Here is a 16,212-nt window from a genome sequence, read left to right on the forward strand (position 1 = left end):
TCACTCGCCGGTCGGCGGCGCCTCTCCGGTCAGAATGCGAAACAGAGGCTCGTTGATGTAGTAGTTGCTACGCCCGAACTTGCGCTTGATCAGCAGCCCGTCTTCGGCCAGCACATCGAGGTAACGCGTCGCCGTCAGTCGCGAGACCTTGAGATCGTTCTGGATGAATTCGATCTTCGTGTACGGAAAAGAGAACAGGTTGTTGATCAGATCCCGGCTGTAGAACCGATGCTTCGCGCGAATGCGATGCTTGTAATCGAGCAGCAGGCTCTTGATGTCCTGAATGGTGGTAATGCCTTCGGCCGCAGTCTTTTCGACCGCATCGAGCAGGTACAGCACCCAGTCTTCCCAGGCATCACGTTCGCGAACGGCTTGCAGCTTTCCGTAGTAATCCGCCTTGGTCCGCACGATCGCCCGGCTCAGATAAAGCACCGGAATATCGAGCAGCTTTTCCTTGACGAGATACAGCACGTTGATGATGCGACCGGTGCGTCCATTACCATCGTAGAAAGGATGGATGCTCTCGAATTGATGATGGATCAGCGCCATTTTCACGAGCGGGTCGGCATCGAACGGCGTGGCATCGTTGATGAAGCGTTCGAGATCGCTCATCAGATCGGGCAGCGACTCCGGGGACGGCGGTGTGTAGATGACGCGGCCCGCGCCGTCCTTGAGCGTGGTGCCCGGAAGCTTGCGATAACCCGGCCGGCTCTGCTCCAGCGCCGCCTGAATTTCCAGAATGTGATTGCCGGTCAGCAAACCACTTTCACTGACCGCTGCAAAACCGATCTGCAAGGCGTGCGCGTAAAGCCGCACCTCCTTGGCCGCTGCGCTGTCCGGCGAATCAGCACCGCCGTCGCGGAACAACTCGTCGTGCGTCGTCACGATGTTCTCGATCGCCGAACTTTCCTTGGCCTCCTGCAGGCCGAGCGTGCTGATCAGAATGCTCTGGTTCGGAATCGAAGCCGCCACGCCCTTGAGCTCAGCCAGCTGGCGGTTGGCCGAGACCAGCTTCTTGAGCACGGCGGGCGTCTCGAACCGAGCCGGGCTGACGGCCTGCGCGAGCGGCCTGGGCGGTGAGAAAGCACTCATTTCTGAACTCGAAGTCAGTGACGTGTATAGATTCTGACTGTTTTCTATACACGTTTCACCAGACCTGTATAGATTCCGGCGCTACTTGATACCCATCGAGGTCGGCCGAGGTTCTAGAACGGCTTCCTGAGCTTGCCCGCCAGCAGCGTCGCGTTGCGCGCCGCCAAGGCATAGATCGACAACTGCGGATTGGCGCCGATACTCGTCGGGAACACCGAGCCGTCGATGATCGAGAGGTTCTCGATCAGGTGGTGGCTGCCGTCGCTGCGCACGACGGCGTGGCGCGCGTCTTCGCCCATCGCGCAGCCGCCCATGACGTGCGCGGAACCGAGCGCGAGCTTGAAGGCGCGCATCGACAGGCCTTCGATCTGCTCGCGCGCGGCAAGCCAGCTCGTCGCCCACTCGGCATCGAGATGACCCGCGTAGACGCGCTCGGCGCCACCGGCGAATTGCGCTTCGGCCATGCGCAGCAGGGCGTTGCGGAAGCCGCGGAACAGGTAGTCGGTCAGCGGATAATCGAGCATCGGCGCGCCGTGTTCGTCGATGCGCACGCGCCCGCCCTGGCTTTGCTCGTGAAAGCCGTCGCGCGTCAGCGCGAGCATGGCACTGAAGTTCGGCATGTCGGCGATGCCGGCCGCGAGCGGCTCGCCGGCGCGGCCGAACAGCGAGGCGACGAGCGCCGGATAGATCGGCGGCACTTCCATCTTGAAGCCCGGCGCGGCGTCGAAATCACCCTGCCACTGGAACTGGTCGCTCGCGATCGACTGCGGAGCGCCGTACCAGCCGTCGACGCGTTCGCGCATCTTCGCCATCGTGAAAACGACCGGATGCAGGAACGTGCGCTTGCCGATGCGCTCGTGCGGATCGGCCGCGCCCGAGCGCAGCAGCAGCGCCGGATTGTTGATCGCACCGCCCGCGAGCACCACGTGCCGGGCGCGGACGTCCACGCGCACGCCACTCGGGGCGATGCCGTCGGCCTGCAGGGCTGCGCATTCCAGGCCCGAGACGCGATCGCCCCAGAAGGTGAGCCGGCGCACGCTCAGGTGATGCACGAGCGTCGCGCCGTGCTGCAAGGCGCCGGGCACGGTACTGACGAGCATCGATTGCTTGGCGTTGACCGGGCAGCCGTAGCCGCAATAGCCCGAGTTCCAGCAGCCGCGCACGTTGCGCGGAATCACATGCCATTCCCAGCCGAGCTTCTCGCAGCCGGCCTTGAGCACGGCGTTGTTCGCGTTCGGCGGCATCGCCCACGGCGCGATGCCGAGGCGCTCGGTTCGATCGTCGAACCAGGGCTTGGATTCTTCGACGCTCCAGCCCTTGACCGCGTGCTCGCGGGCCCAGTGGCGCAGCGTCTCTTCGGGCGTGCGGAAGCTCGAGGTCCAGTTCACCGTCGTCGTGCCGCCGACGCTGCGCCCTTGCAGGATGGTGATGCTGCCATCGGCCGTGCCGCGCCCGCTGGCCTCCTGGTAGAGGTCGGCGTAGGCGCGGGCCTCGCCCATGTCGCGGAAATCGGCCGAGGTCTTCAGCGGCCCTTCCTCGATCATGAGCACCTTGAAACCGGCCTTGGCGAGAATCTCGGCCGTGGTGCCGCCACCCGCGCCGGTGCCGACGATGACGACGTCGGCCTCCAACGTCTGCGGCTTCGTGAAGGAAGAGGCGTCGCGAACGTCCCAGCCCGCCGCGATACCGTCGCCGTAAATGTCGTTGATCGCCATCGCGCGTCCTATGCGTTCACGGCCGCGAACATCGGCGCCCAGGGCCCCGGATAACCGCAGGCGCGCTGGCCGCCTTCGGTCTGCATCCACGAGGCGGTGACGAGCTTGGCGAGCACGCGATAGCCCGAGTTGAACAGGCCGATGCTGGACGTTCTCCAGCGCTCGACGAAGCGCTGCACCTGCTCAGGCTCGGCCTGCGCCCACGGCGCCGATACGCCGGTCGTGAGCCGGCGCGTGAGCCCGGCGTCGAGCAGATCGAACAGCTGGCGCAGTTGCCGGTGCGCGGGCGATTGCAGGCGTGCGCAGGTCTGGTCGAGGCGCCGCAGCAGGGCTTGCAGATGCTCGGTGCGGCCGTCCTGCGGCAGCGCGCCGCCGAGGATGGCCGGAGCGATGGCGGCGAACAGGGCCGCTTCGCCGCCGCGCAGGAAGCGATAGCCCGAAGCCGGCGTGGTCGAGCGGCTGCAGCCGGCGAGCCCGGCCGTGAGCGCGCCGCCGGCGAGCAGGGCGCTGCCGGTCAAGCCGAGCTTGAGAAAATCGCGTCGCCCGCGATCGGCGGACGGCGCTGGCTGAAGGCGCATCGGGTCTCCCCTCGTTCTGGTTCAAGGTGGTTCGGGCAAAAGCGGCGGCCTGCGCGGTTTCACCGCCGACCCGCCCTGCAGACACCGAGCTAACCACTCGTTTAATAGAGCCGAGCATACCCGAGCGTATCGCCGGACCGAATGACGCCGCATACAAGCGGCGCTGGCCCCACTGCAAGCCGACCTTCGTCGGCCGCCTCGCTCCCCGATTTCGGGAGTTTTTCCCGTTCAGCCGGCGATGACGCGGCCTCAGAGTTTCACCGTCGGCACTCGTGCCGATCACAAATCGATAGGGAGAGTCCGCCGATGAGCGGAAACAACACGAAACGACCCAGCCCCCGCTTCAGACCCGACGCGTTCAAGCGCGCCTGCCGCGTCTCGGCGCTCTCGGCCCCGGCCTTCGCGCTGATCGGTGCGCTGCCCGTGCAGGCGGCCGAGGCCGATGCGCCGGCCGAGTTGCCCGAAGTCATCGTCGTCGGCCAGACGCCGTTGCCGGCCGCCTCGATCGACCTGCGCGACTACCCGGGCAACCTGCAGACCGCCAACGCCAAGGCGATCGAGGACAGCCAGGCGATCAACCTCGCGGACTTCCTGGCCCGCAGCATGGACGGCGTGCACATCAGCGATGCCGCCAACAACCCCTACCAGCCCGACCTGTTCTATCGCGGCTACAGCGTCTCGCCGCTGCTCGGCCTGCCGCAGGGCCTGGCGGTCTACCAGGACGGCGTGCGCGTCAACGAAGCCTTCGGCGACACGGTGAACTGGGACCTGATCCCCGAGCAGGCGATTTCGAGCATCGAACTGGTGCCGGACTCCAACCCGCTGTTCGGCCAGAACGCGATCGGCGGTTCGCTGGTCGCCCGCACCAAGAACGGCTTCGATTACGACGGCGGCGAGCTCGAGGTTTACGGCGGCTCCGACAATCGCATCTCGACGACGGCCGACTACGGCGTCGCCGGCGAAAAGACCGCGCTTTACGTCGCCGCCGAACGCTTCAGCGAAGACGGCTGGCGCGACCATTCCAAGTCCGAAGTGCAGCAGCTGTTCGCACGCGGCAGCTGGCGCCCTGACGACAAGGGCCAGCTCGACCTGACGGTCACGCACGCCGACAACCGCCTGCGCGGCAACGGCGCGGTGCCGATCGAACTGATGGAAGAAGAAGGCCGCGACGCGGTGTTCACGTATCCGGATGAAACCAAGCCGAAGCTGCTGTTCGTGAACCTGTTCGGCCAACGCAAGTTGTCCGATGCGCTCGACATCGGCGGCAACCTCTACGTGCGCCGCAACAAGGTGCGCGCTTTCAATGGCGACGGCACCGAGTTCGAAGCCTGCGAAGATCCGGCCAACGTCGACGGCACCGGCGCCCCTTATCTCTGCGAAAGCGAAGACGACGGCGAAGAAGTGGTCGAAGACACCAACGACAATCCGGTGGTCGCCGGCGACGACAACGACAGCGCGACGCAGAACCGCAGCCACACCAAGCAGCGCAGCATCGGTGGCGGCTTGCAGGCCTCGTGGCGCCTCAGCGACAGCAACAAGCTGACCTTCGGCGGAACCCTCGATTTCGGCCGCGCGAACTTCAGCTCGAGCACCGAACTCGCCGCGCTGACCGACGAGCGCGGCACCGTCGGCAGCGGCCTCTATGTCGAAGAATCGCTCGTGCACGTGAAGACGCGCAACGACAACTTCGCGGTCTATGCGCTCGACACCTGGCAGGCCAGCGATGCGCTGATGCTCAGCATCGGCGGGCGCTACAACCACACCGACATCCAGCTGCGCGACCAGGATCCGGACGGCAGCCTGAGCGGCGATCACAAGTTCAACCATTTCAACCCGATGCTCGGTGCGACCTTGCGCATCAACCCGCAGCTGACCGCGTTCGCGAGCGCCTCGCAGGCCACGCGCGCGCCGACGCCGGTGGAACTCACCTGCGCGAATCCCGATGATCCCTGCAAGCTGCCGAACGGCTTCGTCGACGATCCGCCGCTCGATCAGGTGGTCACGCGCACGTTCTCGGTCGGCCTGCGCCAGCAGACGCAGACGCTGCGCTCGTCGGTGTCGCTGTTCCATGCGCTGAGCCACGACGACATCCTGTTCATCACCGACGGCAACCTGACCAACGAAGGCTATTTCGACAACGTCGGCAAGACGCTGCGCCAGGGCGTCGAGTTCGCGTTGCACTGGAAGCCGCTGCAGAACTGGTCGCTCGATGCGAACTACACCTACCTGACCGCGGAATTCCGTGAAGACTTTCTCGTCAACACGCCGAACCATCCGCTGCGCGACGAGGACGATGAAGACGAAGTCGACGAATCCGCGCGCGAAGTCTCCAAGGGCGATCGCATTCCGCTGATTCCGAAGCACCTGTTCAACGCGACGCTCGGTTGGGAACGCGACATCGGCGCCCTGCGACTGCAGGCGGTCGGACGTAGCAAGAGCCGCTATCGCGGTGACGAGGCCAACGTCGACAGCGAGCAGCTCGACGGCTTCGTGCTGCTGAACCTGCTCGGCGAAGTGCGCCCACTGCCGCGCCTGACCTTGTTCGCCCGCGTCGAGAACCTGCTCGACAAAGACTACGAGACCTTCGGCGTGTATGGTGAAGGCGACGAAGTGCTCGGCGACGAGTTCGAGGACGCACGCCGCTTCGTCGGCCCGGGTGCGCCGCGTCGGTTCTTCGCGGGCATACGCCTGAACTTCGGCAAGACCAACTCGCTCTAAACGCGTGTGTGCTGAACGGGTATCGCGAGTCCTCCCGCTCGTGATGCCCGTTCAGCCTTTTTATGCCCCATTTCTGACGCATAGAATTCAAGAATTTCGCGATGTAGTGAGGCGACAAAGCTGGCACCGTCCTTGCTCGCTGCGCGCGGCCATAAAGACGGAGAAACCCGATGTTGATGAGCCCTCTGATGCGCCCTGCCCTCGCTGCCACTTTCATCGCAGCGGCCCTGTCGAGCGCTCCGCTTTACGCAGCCTCGCCTGAGCTGGCCTACGTTCCGAACGAGGGTTCCGCCAACATCAGCGTGATCGACCTTGCGAACAACAAGGTCGTGAAGACGCTGCCCGCGGAAGGCGGCCTCGGCAAGAAGATCCAGGGCATCGCGCTCGACAAGGCCGGCAAGCGCTTGTTCGTCGTCGATGCCGACGGCGATTCGATCAGCGCGATCGACCTCGCCAGCGGCAAGATCAGCACGCAGCCCGCGGGCAAAGGCCCCGAAGGCGTCGAGCGCTCGCCGGACGGCAAGTGGATCGCGGTCTGCGCCGAAGCGAGCAACGAGGCGCTGCTGTTCGACGCGGCGAGCTTCAAGCTCGACAAGCGCATCGCCATGCAGGGCGAGAACCCGGAGCATTGCGTGTTCAGCCCGGACGGCAAGTGGCTGGTCGCAGGCAACGAGGATACGCACGACATCGACGTGATCGATCTGACGCAGGGCAAGTCGGTCAAGCTCATCAAGGTCGATGGAGCCGCACGCGGCATGGGCTTCACGCCGGATGGCAAGAAGCTCTACGTGGCGAATGAAGGCAAGGGCGTGGTCGAAGTCGTCGACACCGCCAAGTGGGAAATCGTCGGCAGCATCACGAGCGCGCTGCGTACCGCGGGCATCGCCGTCTCGGCCGACGGCAAGCGCGTCTACGCGGCCAACGGCGGCGCCGGCACGATCTCGGTGATCGATACCGCGAGCGATACCGTCGTCGGCAGCGTGACGGTCGGCCAGCGCCCCTGGAACATGGCCTTCGCCGACGGCGGCAACAGGCTGCTCGTTGCCAACGGGCGCTCGGATTCGGTTTCGGTCATCGACACGCGCAAGCTCGAAGTGATCGACACGATCGCGGTTGGCAAGAAGCCTTGGGGCGTGCTGACGCGCTAGCGGGACGCGTTGTCGTCGTTACCTCTGGCCTCTTCGACGGGAGAGGGACGCGCAACCGCAGCGGCGAAAACCTTCAATCGCAGCTGATCCAGCCGCGCTGCTTCAGCGCGCGAACGAACTCCTCGAGATCGCGCGGATCGTTGCCGAGCTGCTCGCGCAGCTTGCCTTCGATGCCGCGCACATCGAGCGTCCCGTTGCACAGGCCCAGGATCGCAAGCCCAAGCTCGTTGACCGGAATCAGGCCGCAGGGACCGCTCAGCGAGCGCTTGGCCGGAACCAACCGGTAACCCTGCGCCAGACGCAGCAAGCCGTGATCGGCGGACGAGGAAGAGGACGGCGGAGTCGAGCAAGGCAAGGCTGGCATGGCGCCCCGCCGGAAGCAGGTTTCATTCCAGGGTTCTGGCAGCGCTCGTCATGCGTTTTCGTTCACGAAAAAACGCTTCGGGAATCAATCCCGAAGCGTTTCTGCCGAGCTGCGGGTCAGGCCTGGTCGCGTCGCGCCGGCCCCACCGCGATACGGTGTCGCTTGAGCTTGCGGTACAAAGTGTTGCGGCTCATGCCGAGCTGTTGCGCGGTCAGGCTCATGTTCCAGCGGTTCGCGTCGATCGCGGCAAGCAGCGCTTCCTTCTCGGCGGCTTCGAGCGGATTGCCGCTGGCGGTTTCGGCCGGTGCCGAGGTACCGGCCGCCATCGCAGTCGGCACGACGAGTACAGTCTGCGCCACGGTGGCCTCGGGTTCGGCCTCGCGCAGTTCGCGTGGCAGATCGAGCCGCGTGATCACCCCGCCCTCGCAGATCGCGAGCGCCGTGCGGATCACGTTGCGCAGCTCACGCACGTTGCCAGGCCAGTTGTAGTTCATCAGGCACTGGAAGGCCTCGGCCTCCATCGCCGCCGGACGTCCGCCCGCGGTTTCGATCGAGAACACCTCGCGAATCAGGCGATCGCGATCCGCGCGCTGCGCGAGCGACGGCAGCTCGAGCGTGATGCCATTGAGGCGGTAGTACAGGTCTTCCCGGAACTGCCCCTTGGCGATCATCTCGCGCAGGTTGCGATGGCTCGCACAGATCACGCGAATGTCGACCTTGATCGGCGTCTCGCTGCCGAGCGGTACCACTTCGTGCTCTTCGAGCACCCGCAGCAAGCGCGTCTGCAGCAACAGCGGCATGTCGCCGATTTCGTCGAGAAACAAGGTGCCGCCGGAGGCCTGCAGGACCTTGCCGCGCATGCCGTCCTTGCGCGCACCCGTGAACGCACCGGCCTTGTAGCCGAACAGCTCGCTCTCGATCAGCGTTTCGGGAATCGCGGCGCAATTCACCGCGACGAAGTTCTGCGGTGCGCGCGAGCTCGCCAGGTGCAGGGCTCGCGCGAACACTTCCTTGCCCGAACCGGTCGGGCCCTGGATCAGCACCGAGACCATCGAGTCGGCGATGCGCCGCGCGCTGCGCACGTTGCGCAGCATCTGCGGATCTTCGCCGGCGATGTCGTCGAGCGTCAGCGCGCTCTTCTGCGCCTGCGGCACCGACTGCAGCAGCGGCCTGGTTGGGCTGCCGTCACGCGGCACCTCGCGCTGCGGCTCGCGCAGCCCTTCGAGACCGCGATCGAAGCTACGCTCGAAAGCCTCGCTGGAATCGAAGAAGCGGCCGCGCTGCGGCTCGTGCAGGCTCACGAAATAGCGGCGGCCACGGCGCAGGTCGCGCACCGGCCAGATCGCCTGATGCGTACGCGAGCCACCCATGAGGTCTTCGGGGCGCACGTCGAAGATTTCGGAGAGCGGACGACCGACCAGGTCGAGGCGATTGCTCGCGCCGAGCAGGCGAACCGCGGTGTCGTCGGCCGCGATCACGACGCCGTCGCCGGACAGCGTCAGCGCGCCGTCGTGCAGCAGGTTCACGAGTTCCGGGCGGCTGTGGAAGCGCAGGATCGTCTGGTTCTGCTGACGCCGCAGGAACAGGCATTTCTCGATCAGGTTGGCGGACAGGTTCACGAGCGCCATCGTGTGCATCTGGCTCGCGCGCGTGTCGTGCGACGACACGCTCGAGGCATCGAGCACGGCGACGAGCGAACCGCCCGGATCGCGAATCGGAGCGCCCGTGCACGAGAGCCCGATGTGGCGCGCACGGAAGTGATCGGCGCGATGCACGGTGACCGGCCGATTCTCGGCGATGCAGGTGCCGATGCCGTTGGTGCCTTCGCGGTTCTCGCTCCAGTCGGCACCGATCAGCAGGCCGGCGGAACGGAACATCTTGCGCAACGTCGGATCGACGCGCTCGCACAGGATCACGCCGCTCGCATCGGTCATCAGCAAGGCATAGCCGGAGCCCGAAATCTGGTCGTACAGCGAGTCCATTTCGGCCGCTGCGATCTGCACGAGATCTTCGTGCTGTGTCTGTCGGTCCTTGAGATCGACGCTGCCGATGACGGTCGGCGCGTAAAGCTTGGAAGGATCGAGCCGATGATCGTTGACGCAGCGTGTCCACGAATTGGTGATCGGTGCTTCGTGATGCACCTCGCGACCGACGCGTGGCAAACCATGGACTGTTCTGAGCACGCCTTCGGCGTGCGCTACCGCAGTGGACTCAGCCATTTGATTCTCTCCTCCTCGGGCCATCTCGCAGCTCTTTATATGTTTGCTTTATGGAACCGGCCCGCCGACGTCCTCTAACAGGGAGTTCTGATGGACCTCTCACGTTCGTCACATCGCCTGCAACAGTCGATGCGGAAGTCGCGTGACAGTGTCACTTTAGGCGAACACCCGGTGGCGTCAACTGGCCGAAAGTCGAAGACCCATCGCCGACTCAATCTGTGTCACTTCTGACACAAATCGCTCGAAACCTCCTCGTGCAGCGGCACGACGAACAGCATCCGTGGTCGCATCGAATGCGATAAAACGCCCGAATCGCCCCGTTTTCAGCCCATTTGAGCGTTTGCGCGATAGCTGGCCCGCTTGTTGCTCCCAGGGGGCTGCGACGGCGGAGGGCCGTCACCAGTCTCCTCCTCGGGCACCTTGCCTGAGTATTTGAGGCGGGATACTTCCATCCGTATCCCGCCTCCTTCCTTTCTTACTAAAACGAAAGAGGAAGAAGCCGATGACACGCATTCTGCTGGTCGACGATCACGCCGTCGTGCGAACGGGGTATCGACGCCTGATCGAATCGAGGCCGCACCTTCGGGTGGTGGCCGAAGCCGATCGCGGAGCGACCGCTTACCGTCGCATCCTGCAGGGCGGCATCGACGTCGTCGTACTCGATCTCTCGCTGCCCGGCGTCGGCGGGCTCGAAGTCGCGCGCCGCATTCGCATGCGGGCTCCGGACGTCCGCATTCTCGTTTTCAGCATGCACGAGGAGCCGGTGTTCATTCAGCGCGCCTTCGCGGCCGGGGCCCTCGGCTATCTGTCGAAGTGCTGCTCGGCCGATCGCCTGCTCGTGGCGATCGACCATGTCGCCGCCGGGCGCCGCTATCTGCCGCCCGAACTGTCGGTGACGCAGCAGGACGCGACGGCCGTCGGTCTCGAACAGCTTTCGCGGCGCGAGTTCGAAGTGTTCCGCCAGATCGCCGAAGGCCATTCGGTGCGCGACATCGCCGGTAATCTGCAGCTCTCCGGCAAGACCATCGCCAATTACTACACGCAGGTGCGCATCAAGCTCGGCGCCGGCAGCGCGGCCGATCTCGCCCGCATGGCCGTGCGCGCGGGCGTGGTCCATGTCTGAACCCCTGCCCGAAGCCATCTCCGAACCGGCCGCGGAACGCGGCCGCGCGCAGACGGGCTTGGGCCGCATGGACCTGGCGACCCGCCTCTCGTTCACGATCGCGGCAATCCTGATCCTCGGCCTGTTGATGTCGGTGGCGTTGGTGATCCAGCAGTCGCGGCGGTCGGTCGCGCGCGAAGTCGGCAGCGAGCTCGACTTCGCGATCAGCGCGATCGACGGCGCGGTCGCCGACGGAGCCGACGAACGCATGCTGCGCGATCTGGCACGCCATCTCGATACCGCGCGCCATCTCTGCGTGAGCACCGGAGACACGCCGATCGAACTCGCCTGCCCGGGCGACCGTGCGCTCGACGTACCAAGCTGGTTCCAGCACTGGGTCGCGCCCGAGCGCCCGCAGCAGACGCGGAGTTTCGGCAGCGGCGCGCAGGCCTGGAGCTTGACGCTGGTCGCCGATCCGGCCGACGAAATGTCCGAAGCCTGGAGCGATGCGCGCGGCCTGTTGCTGATGCTCGTCGGCACCACCGTTGCGATCCAGATTCTCGGCTTCGCGCTCGTCTCGCGCGGATTGAAGCCGGTGTCCGCGATCGTCGAAGCGCTTGCCCGCCTGCGCGACGGCGATTGGTCGGAGTCCGAACGCAAGCTCGCGATGAATGCCGGAGCGCGCGATCTGCAAAGCATCGCCGAGGGTGTCGATGCGCTGCGCACGCGGCTCGCCGCGACCTGCGCGGACAACCATCGCCTGCTGCAGCGCTGCCTCGAAACGCAGGAAGAAGAGCGCGTGCATCTGGCGCGCGAACTCCACGACGACATGGGCCAGAGCCTGACCGCGGTCGAAGTCGAGATCATGGTCGCGCGCTCGGCGATGCAGAGCGGACATGGCGACGCCGATGCTTCGCTCGATGCCGCCGCGGTCAATGCGCGCGCGGCGCTCGTGAGCCTGCGCCGCGTGCTGCACGAGTTGCGTCCGGGCGGACTCGATCACGTCGGGCTGTCGCTCGCGCTGCGCCAGCTCGTCGACGACTGGCAGCGGCGCCTGCCCGATGTCCGCTTCGTCTGCGATGTCGACGACAGCGTTTGCGTCGACGATGCGAACACCGCGCTGCATCTGTACCGCGTCGCGCAGGAAGCGATGACCAATGTCGCGCGCCACGCCGATGCGAGCGAGGTGCTGCTGCGACTGCATCGCGAGGACACTGGATTGCAGCTCACCGTCGCCGACAACGGCCGTGGATTGCCCGTGGCTTCGCAGCGTCGCGGCCTGGGACTCGTCGGCATGCGCGAGCGCGCCGAAGCGATGCGCGCCTCGCTGCGCATCGACAGCCGGCCCAGGCGCGGCTGCCGCATCGATGTCTGCCTCGCGAAGGCGTAAGCAGCGCAGGCGCTAAAAGCCGGCAGCGAGCCGGCCGACCTATCGAGTCCATCGTGCGCTCGCTGCGCATGCGCCGATGCCGAAACCCGCCTCGCCGCCCGCCGGCCAGGCGGGTTTTCTTTTCTGCGCGAACTGCGCCGCCATCGGCGTGACAGCGACACGCCGCGCGCGACAGCCGTGGCGCATTTTCGACACATCGCCTCGATAAAGCCGAAACCCCAATTGGCAGCGGGGGAAATCGATGACGACCGTAATCGAGATTGCGTGTTCTCAAAGCGTAACGACTGCGTGACATCGACGGTACAGAAGCGCTTCAACAACGGTACAGACGCGTCGCCAGGCGCACGTCAACGGGAGTTTTTCCCAGTACGTATCGCGATTTTCGTGAGTGGCATGGGCGTTGCCTTAGCGCGCCCGCCTCGATCGGTGCGATTGGAGTTCGGTCGGGCAGGCGGCGTCGCCTGACGCGATGCCATAACGATACATACGGGAGATTCACAATGATGAAAGAACGCAGCATGGGTGCGTTGTCGGCTGCTGCCGTCGCCACGATCGCAGCACTGTCCGCCAGCCAGACCGCTCATGCGATCGAGATCAAGGCCGGTGACTGGAATTTCACGGTCAACGGCAACGTCAACGTCCATTACATCAACTCGCAGTGCGATAGCAGCCCCGCGGCCATCGTCACCGTCGGCGGCGCCTGCACGGCCGGCGGCGACACCGAAAAGAACAGCTCCTCGGTCAGCAACGGCCTGCTGCCCGCCGCTCTCGTGTTCGGCGCTTCGACCACGCAGAAGGGCTACGACATCACCGCGACCTTCGGCCTGTACCCGGGCATCAGCACCAACGACGGCGGCAGCCCGAACCTGCAGGCCGGCGGCTCCAACACCGCGCTCGGCACCACCGGCATGGACGTGCGTCAGGTGTTCATGACCATCGGCAACGCCGACATCGGTACGTTCTCGCTGGGCCGCAACTTCGGCCTGTTCGGCTTCGACGCCATCATCAACGACATGACGCTTCCGGGCGTCGGCGTCGGCGGTGCGGCTTCGGGTGGCGCGCCGGCCAACACTTCGCTCGGTTCGATCGGCTTCGGCTACATCTACACCGACACGCTCGCGCAGATGAACTACACCACGCCGAGCTTCGGCGGCCTGACGGCCACGGTCGGCATCTTCGATCCGGTCGAGCCGCTGCTGCAGCCCGCCGCGACGCCGAAGGCCGCTCCGGGCTTCCACGGCAAGCTCGCGTACAAGGCCGGCAATCTGTACCTGTCGGCCGCGTTCCTGTCGCAGAAGCAGGAAGGCGTGACCGATGCGGCCGACTTCAAGAGCTCGGCCTTCGACATCGGCGGCAAGTACACGCTCGGCCCGGCCCAGCTGATGGCCTACTGGTACACCGGCAAGGGCGTGGGCACCACCGGCCTGTTCGTGCTGTCCGACGACGGCGCCGGCAACGAGCGTGATTCCGACGGCTTCATCGCACAGTTCACCTACGCGCTCGGCGACACCAAGCTCGGCGTGAACTACGGCGAAAGCAACCTCGATTTCGCCAGCGCCGCGGACGAAGCCGCCACCCCCAACCTGGTCGAGAAGAACAGCAAGTACACGCTCGGCGTCTATCACAGCCTGACGCCGAACCTGACGCTGCTCGCCGAGTTCAGCGACGTGAAGACCGAGGCCCACAACGGCGCCGAGAACACCAGCAGCAACTTTAACGTGGGCGCCTACCTGTCGTTCTGACCGGCCTGCGGCTACAGGCAAGACCCTTTTCCAGACCCACTCCCAGATCCCGTCACGACTCTCGGCGTAGCTCTTCTCTCCTGAGGAAGGGCATTGGGGGCCGGACCCAATCCGGCCCCTTACTTTTTCGCCTCATCGCAGTGTGTCACCGCGCGGGCGAATCGCTGTATCGCCGATGGGACAGGGTGTGACGCCGACAACATTGGAAATTGGGCATCCTGATGATTTCGAAGCGCTTTTCCTGATTCAAAAAGCTGGCATCGAAACTGCGTCCGCGCGCCCGCCATCGGGTTCCGGATGTCACCGTGGCAACCATAAAACCGGAGAAAACAATGTTTGAACGCTTGGATAAATCCGATTCGAAGGGGGGCGCTCGCTGGCGCCGTTCTGCAACTTCCTTGCTTCCACTGATCATTGCCGGCCTCGCTGCCGCCGGCAGCGCGCAGGCAGCCGGCGTCACCGACTCGATGGTGTCGGGTGACGCCACCAGCACCGGTGACGTGCTGACCGTCGGCATGGGCCAGAGCGGCCAGCGCTTCAGCCCGCTGACCAAGATCACCAGCGACAACATCGGCGACCTGGTTCCGGCGTGGAGCTTCTCGTTTGGCGACGAGAAGCAGCGCGGCCAGGAAACCCAGCCGCTGGTCTACAACGGCAAGATGTTCGTCACCGGCTCCTACTCGCGCATCTGGGCGCTCGACACCAAGACCGGCGAGAAGCTCTGGCAGTACGAGGCCCGCCTGCCCGACGGCATCATGCCCTGCTGCGACGTGGTCAACCGCGGCGCCGCGCTGTACGACGATCTGGTGATCTTCGCCACGCTCGACGCCAAGCTCGTCGCGCTGAATCAGGACACCGGCAAGGTGGTCTGGAGCGAAAAGACCGACGACTACAAGGCCGGCTATTCGGCTACCGCGGCTCCGCTGATCGTCAACGGCCTGGTCGTCACGGGCAATTCGGGCGGCGAGTTCGGCATCGTCGGCCGCGTCGACGCGCGCGACGCCAAGACCGGCAAGCTGGTGTGGTCGCGTCCGACCGTCGAGGGCCACATGGGCACGCTCAACGGCAAGGACAACGGCATCACCGGCAAGCTCAACGCGAGCTGGCAGGGCGACCAGTGGAAGACCGGCGGCGCGGCGACCTGGCTCGGCTGCACCTACGGCGCCGACGTCGACCTGATCTTCTGCGGCACCGGCAACCCGGCGCCGTGGAACTCGCACCTGCGTCCGGGCGACAACCTGTACTCGTCGTCGACGCTGGCCATCAGCCCGAAGACCGGCAAGATCGTCTGGCACTACCAGTCCACGCCGCATGACGGCTGGGATTTCGACGGCGTGAACGAGTTCATTCCGTTCGATCTGAAGAGCGGCAACAAGACCATCAAGGCCGGCGGCAAGGCCGACCGCAACGGTTTCTTCTACGTGCTCGATCGCACCAACGGCAAGCTCATCAGCGCCTCGCCGTTCGTGACCAAGCAGTCGTGGACCAAGGGTGTGGACCTCAAGACCGGCCGTCCGATCGAAGCCGATACGCGTCCGGGCAACCCGGGTTCGGCCGAGAAGGGCGGCACCGTGTTCTCCGCTCCGTCCTTCCTGGGCGGCAAGAACTGGATGCCGATGGCCTACAACCAGGGCACGGGCCTGTTCTACGTGCCGGCCAACGAGTGGGGCATGGATATCTGGAACGAGCCGATCACCTACAAGAAGGGTGCGGCCTACCTGGGCGCCGGCTTCACCATCAAGCCGCTCTACGAGGACTACATCGGCGCCCTGCGCGCGATGGATCCGGCCACCGGCAAGATCGTCTGGGAGTACAAGAACCCGGCTCCGCTCTGGGGCGGCGTGATGACCACGGCGGGCAACCTCGTGTTCACCGGCACGCCCGAGGGCTTCCTCAAGGCCTTCGACGCCAAGACGGGCAAGGAAGTCTGGAAGTTCCAGACCGGCTCGGGCGTGGTCGGCCAGCCGATCACCTGGGAAGAAGACGGCGAGCAGTACGTCGCCGTGGCTTCCGGCTGGGGCGGTGCGGTTCCGCTCTGGGGCGGTGAAGTGGCCAAGAAGGTCAAGAGCATCAGCCAGGGCGGCATGCTCTGGGTGTTCAAGCTGCACAAGTCGCAGACCGCTGCCAAGTAAAGCTTCAACGAC

11 protein-coding genes are annotated in these 16,212 nt (G+C 65.4%); 6 read left to right on the forward strand and 5 right to left on the reverse strand.

Going from position 1 to position 16,212, the window contains the following annotated elements; translation table 11 throughout:
- The 3 genes from AC3WUM_RS06590 to AC3WUM_RS06600 all read right to left on the reverse strand — a co-directional run bounded on the left by AC3WUM_RS06590 (position 1) and on the right by AC3WUM_RS06600 (position 3,385).
- Entirely contained in the window at positions 1-1,092 is a 1,092-nt protein-coding gene (locus tag AC3WUM_RS06590; RefSeq protein WP_492409402.1) for a Fic family protein, read from the reverse strand.
- Positions 1,093-1,205: 113 nt separating this feature from the next.
- Positions 1,206-2,807 (reverse strand): GMC family oxidoreductase, encoded by a 1,602-nt coding sequence (locus tag AC3WUM_RS06595; RefSeq protein ID WP_492409403.1) that lies wholly within the window; start codon positions 2,805-2,807, stop codon positions 1,206-1,208.
- A gap of 8 nt (positions 2,808-2,815) precedes the next feature.
- Positions 2,816-3,385: a twin-arginine translocation pathway signal protein gene (locus AC3WUM_RS06600; RefSeq protein ID WP_492409404.1), complete on the reverse strand. Its 570-nt coding sequence runs from the start codon at positions 3,383-3,385 to the stop codon at positions 2,816-2,818.
- Positions 3,386-3,691: 306 nt separating this feature from the next.
- Between AC3WUM_RS06600 and AC3WUM_RS06605 the strand changes: the two genes are divergently transcribed.
- Together AC3WUM_RS06605 and AC3WUM_RS06610 are read left to right on the forward strand one after the other, a co-directional pair.
- On the forward strand, positions 3,692-6,103 hold the full coding sequence (locus AC3WUM_RS06605) for a TonB-dependent receptor (protein ID WP_492409405.1): 2,412 nt from the start codon (positions 3,692-3,694) through the stop codon (positions 6,101-6,103).
- Positions 6,104-6,291: 188 nt separating this feature from the next.
- Positions 6,292-7,251 carry a beta-propeller fold lactonase family protein gene (locus tag AC3WUM_RS06610; RefSeq protein WP_492409406.1) on the forward strand — a complete coding sequence of 320 codons (960 nt, stop codon included), beginning with the start codon at positions 6,292-6,294 and terminating at the stop codon, positions 7,249-7,251.
- Positions 7,252-7,324: 73 nt separating this feature from the next.
- Here the strand turns inward: AC3WUM_RS06610 and AC3WUM_RS06615 are convergent, their stop codons facing one another.
- Positions 7,325-7,615, reverse strand: coding sequence for a PqqD family peptide modification chaperone (locus AC3WUM_RS06615; protein ID WP_492409407.1), 291 nt, complete (start codon positions 7,613-7,615; stop codon positions 7,325-7,327).
- Positions 7,616-7,731: 116 nt separating this feature from the next.
- Entirely contained in the window at positions 7,732-9,834 is a 2,103-nt protein-coding gene (locus AC3WUM_RS06620) for a sigma-54-dependent Fis family transcriptional regulator (RefSeq protein ID WP_492409408.1), read from the reverse strand.
- Positions 9,835-10,336: 502 nt separating this feature from the next.
- Here AC3WUM_RS06620 and AC3WUM_RS06625 point away from each other — a divergent pair.
- The 4 genes from AC3WUM_RS06625 to AC3WUM_RS06640 all read left to right on the forward strand — a co-directional run bounded on the left by AC3WUM_RS06625 (position 10,337) and on the right by AC3WUM_RS06640 (position 16,200).
- A complete protein-coding gene (locus AC3WUM_RS06625) occupies positions 10,337-10,957 on the forward strand; it encodes a response regulator (protein ID WP_492409409.1) in 621 nt (206 codons plus the stop codon).
- Complete coding sequence (locus AC3WUM_RS06630) at positions 10,950-12,326, forward strand: sensor histidine kinase (RefSeq protein ID WP_492409410.1); 1,377 nt, start codon at positions 10,950-10,952, stop codon at positions 12,324-12,326. Before AC3WUM_RS06625 ends, AC3WUM_RS06630 begins: the two co-directional genes overlap by 8 nt.
- 500 nt (positions 12,327-12,826) lie before the next feature.
- The gene (locus tag AC3WUM_RS06635; protein WP_492409411.1) at positions 12,827-14,068 is read left to right on the forward strand and encodes a porin; all 1,242 of its coding nucleotides are present in this window, start codon (positions 12,827-12,829) and stop codon (positions 14,066-14,068) included.
- A 332-nt stretch (positions 14,069-14,400) separates the two neighbouring features.
- Positions 14,401-16,200: a methanol/ethanol family PQQ-dependent dehydrogenase gene (locus AC3WUM_RS06640; protein WP_492409412.1), complete on the forward strand. Its 1,800-nt coding sequence runs from the start codon at positions 14,401-14,403 to the stop codon at positions 16,198-16,200.
- Positions 16,201-16,212 lie beyond the last annotated feature (12 nt).

Source organism: Hydrocarboniphaga sp. FW305-C-57 (assembly GCF_058783045.1).

Coding starts and splice junctions, on each gene's coding strand:
- AC3WUM_RS06590 (WP_492409402.1), bottom strand. CDS start 1,092: ATGAGTGCTTTCTCACCGCCCAGGCCGCTCGCGCAGGCCGTCAGCCCG.
- AC3WUM_RS06595 (WP_492409403.1), bottom strand. CDS start 2,807: ATGGCGATCAACGACATTTACGGCGACGGTATCGCGGCGGGCTGGGAC.
- AC3WUM_RS06600 (WP_492409404.1), bottom strand. CDS start 3,385: ATGCGCCTTCAGCCAGCGCCGTCCGCCGATCGCGGGCGACGCGATTTT.
- AC3WUM_RS06605 (WP_492409405.1), top strand. CDS start 3,692: ATGAGCGGAAACAACACGAAACGACCCAGCCCCCGCTTCAGACCCGAC.
- AC3WUM_RS06610 (WP_492409406.1), top strand. CDS start 6,292: ATGCGCCCTGCCCTCGCTGCCACTTTCATCGCAGCGGCCCTGTCGAGC.
- AC3WUM_RS06615 (WP_492409407.1), bottom strand. CDS start 7,615: ATGCCAGCCTTGCCTTGCTCGACTCCGCCGTCCTCTTCCTCGTCCGCC.
- AC3WUM_RS06620 (WP_492409408.1), bottom strand. CDS start 9,834: ATGGCTGAGTCCACTGCGGTAGCGCACGCCGAAGGCGTGCTCAGAACA.
- AC3WUM_RS06625 (WP_492409409.1), top strand. CDS start 10,337: ATGACACGCATTCTGCTGGTCGACGATCACGCCGTCGTGCGAACGGGG.
- AC3WUM_RS06630 (WP_492409410.1), top strand. CDS start 10,950: ATGTCTGAACCCCTGCCCGAAGCCATCTCCGAACCGGCCGCGGAACGC.
- AC3WUM_RS06635 (WP_492409411.1), top strand. CDS start 12,827: ATGATGAAAGAACGCAGCATGGGTGCGTTGTCGGCTGCTGCCGTCGCC.
- AC3WUM_RS06640 (WP_492409412.1), top strand. CDS start 14,401: ATGTTTGAACGCTTGGATAAATCCGATTCGAAGGGGGGCGCTCGCTGG.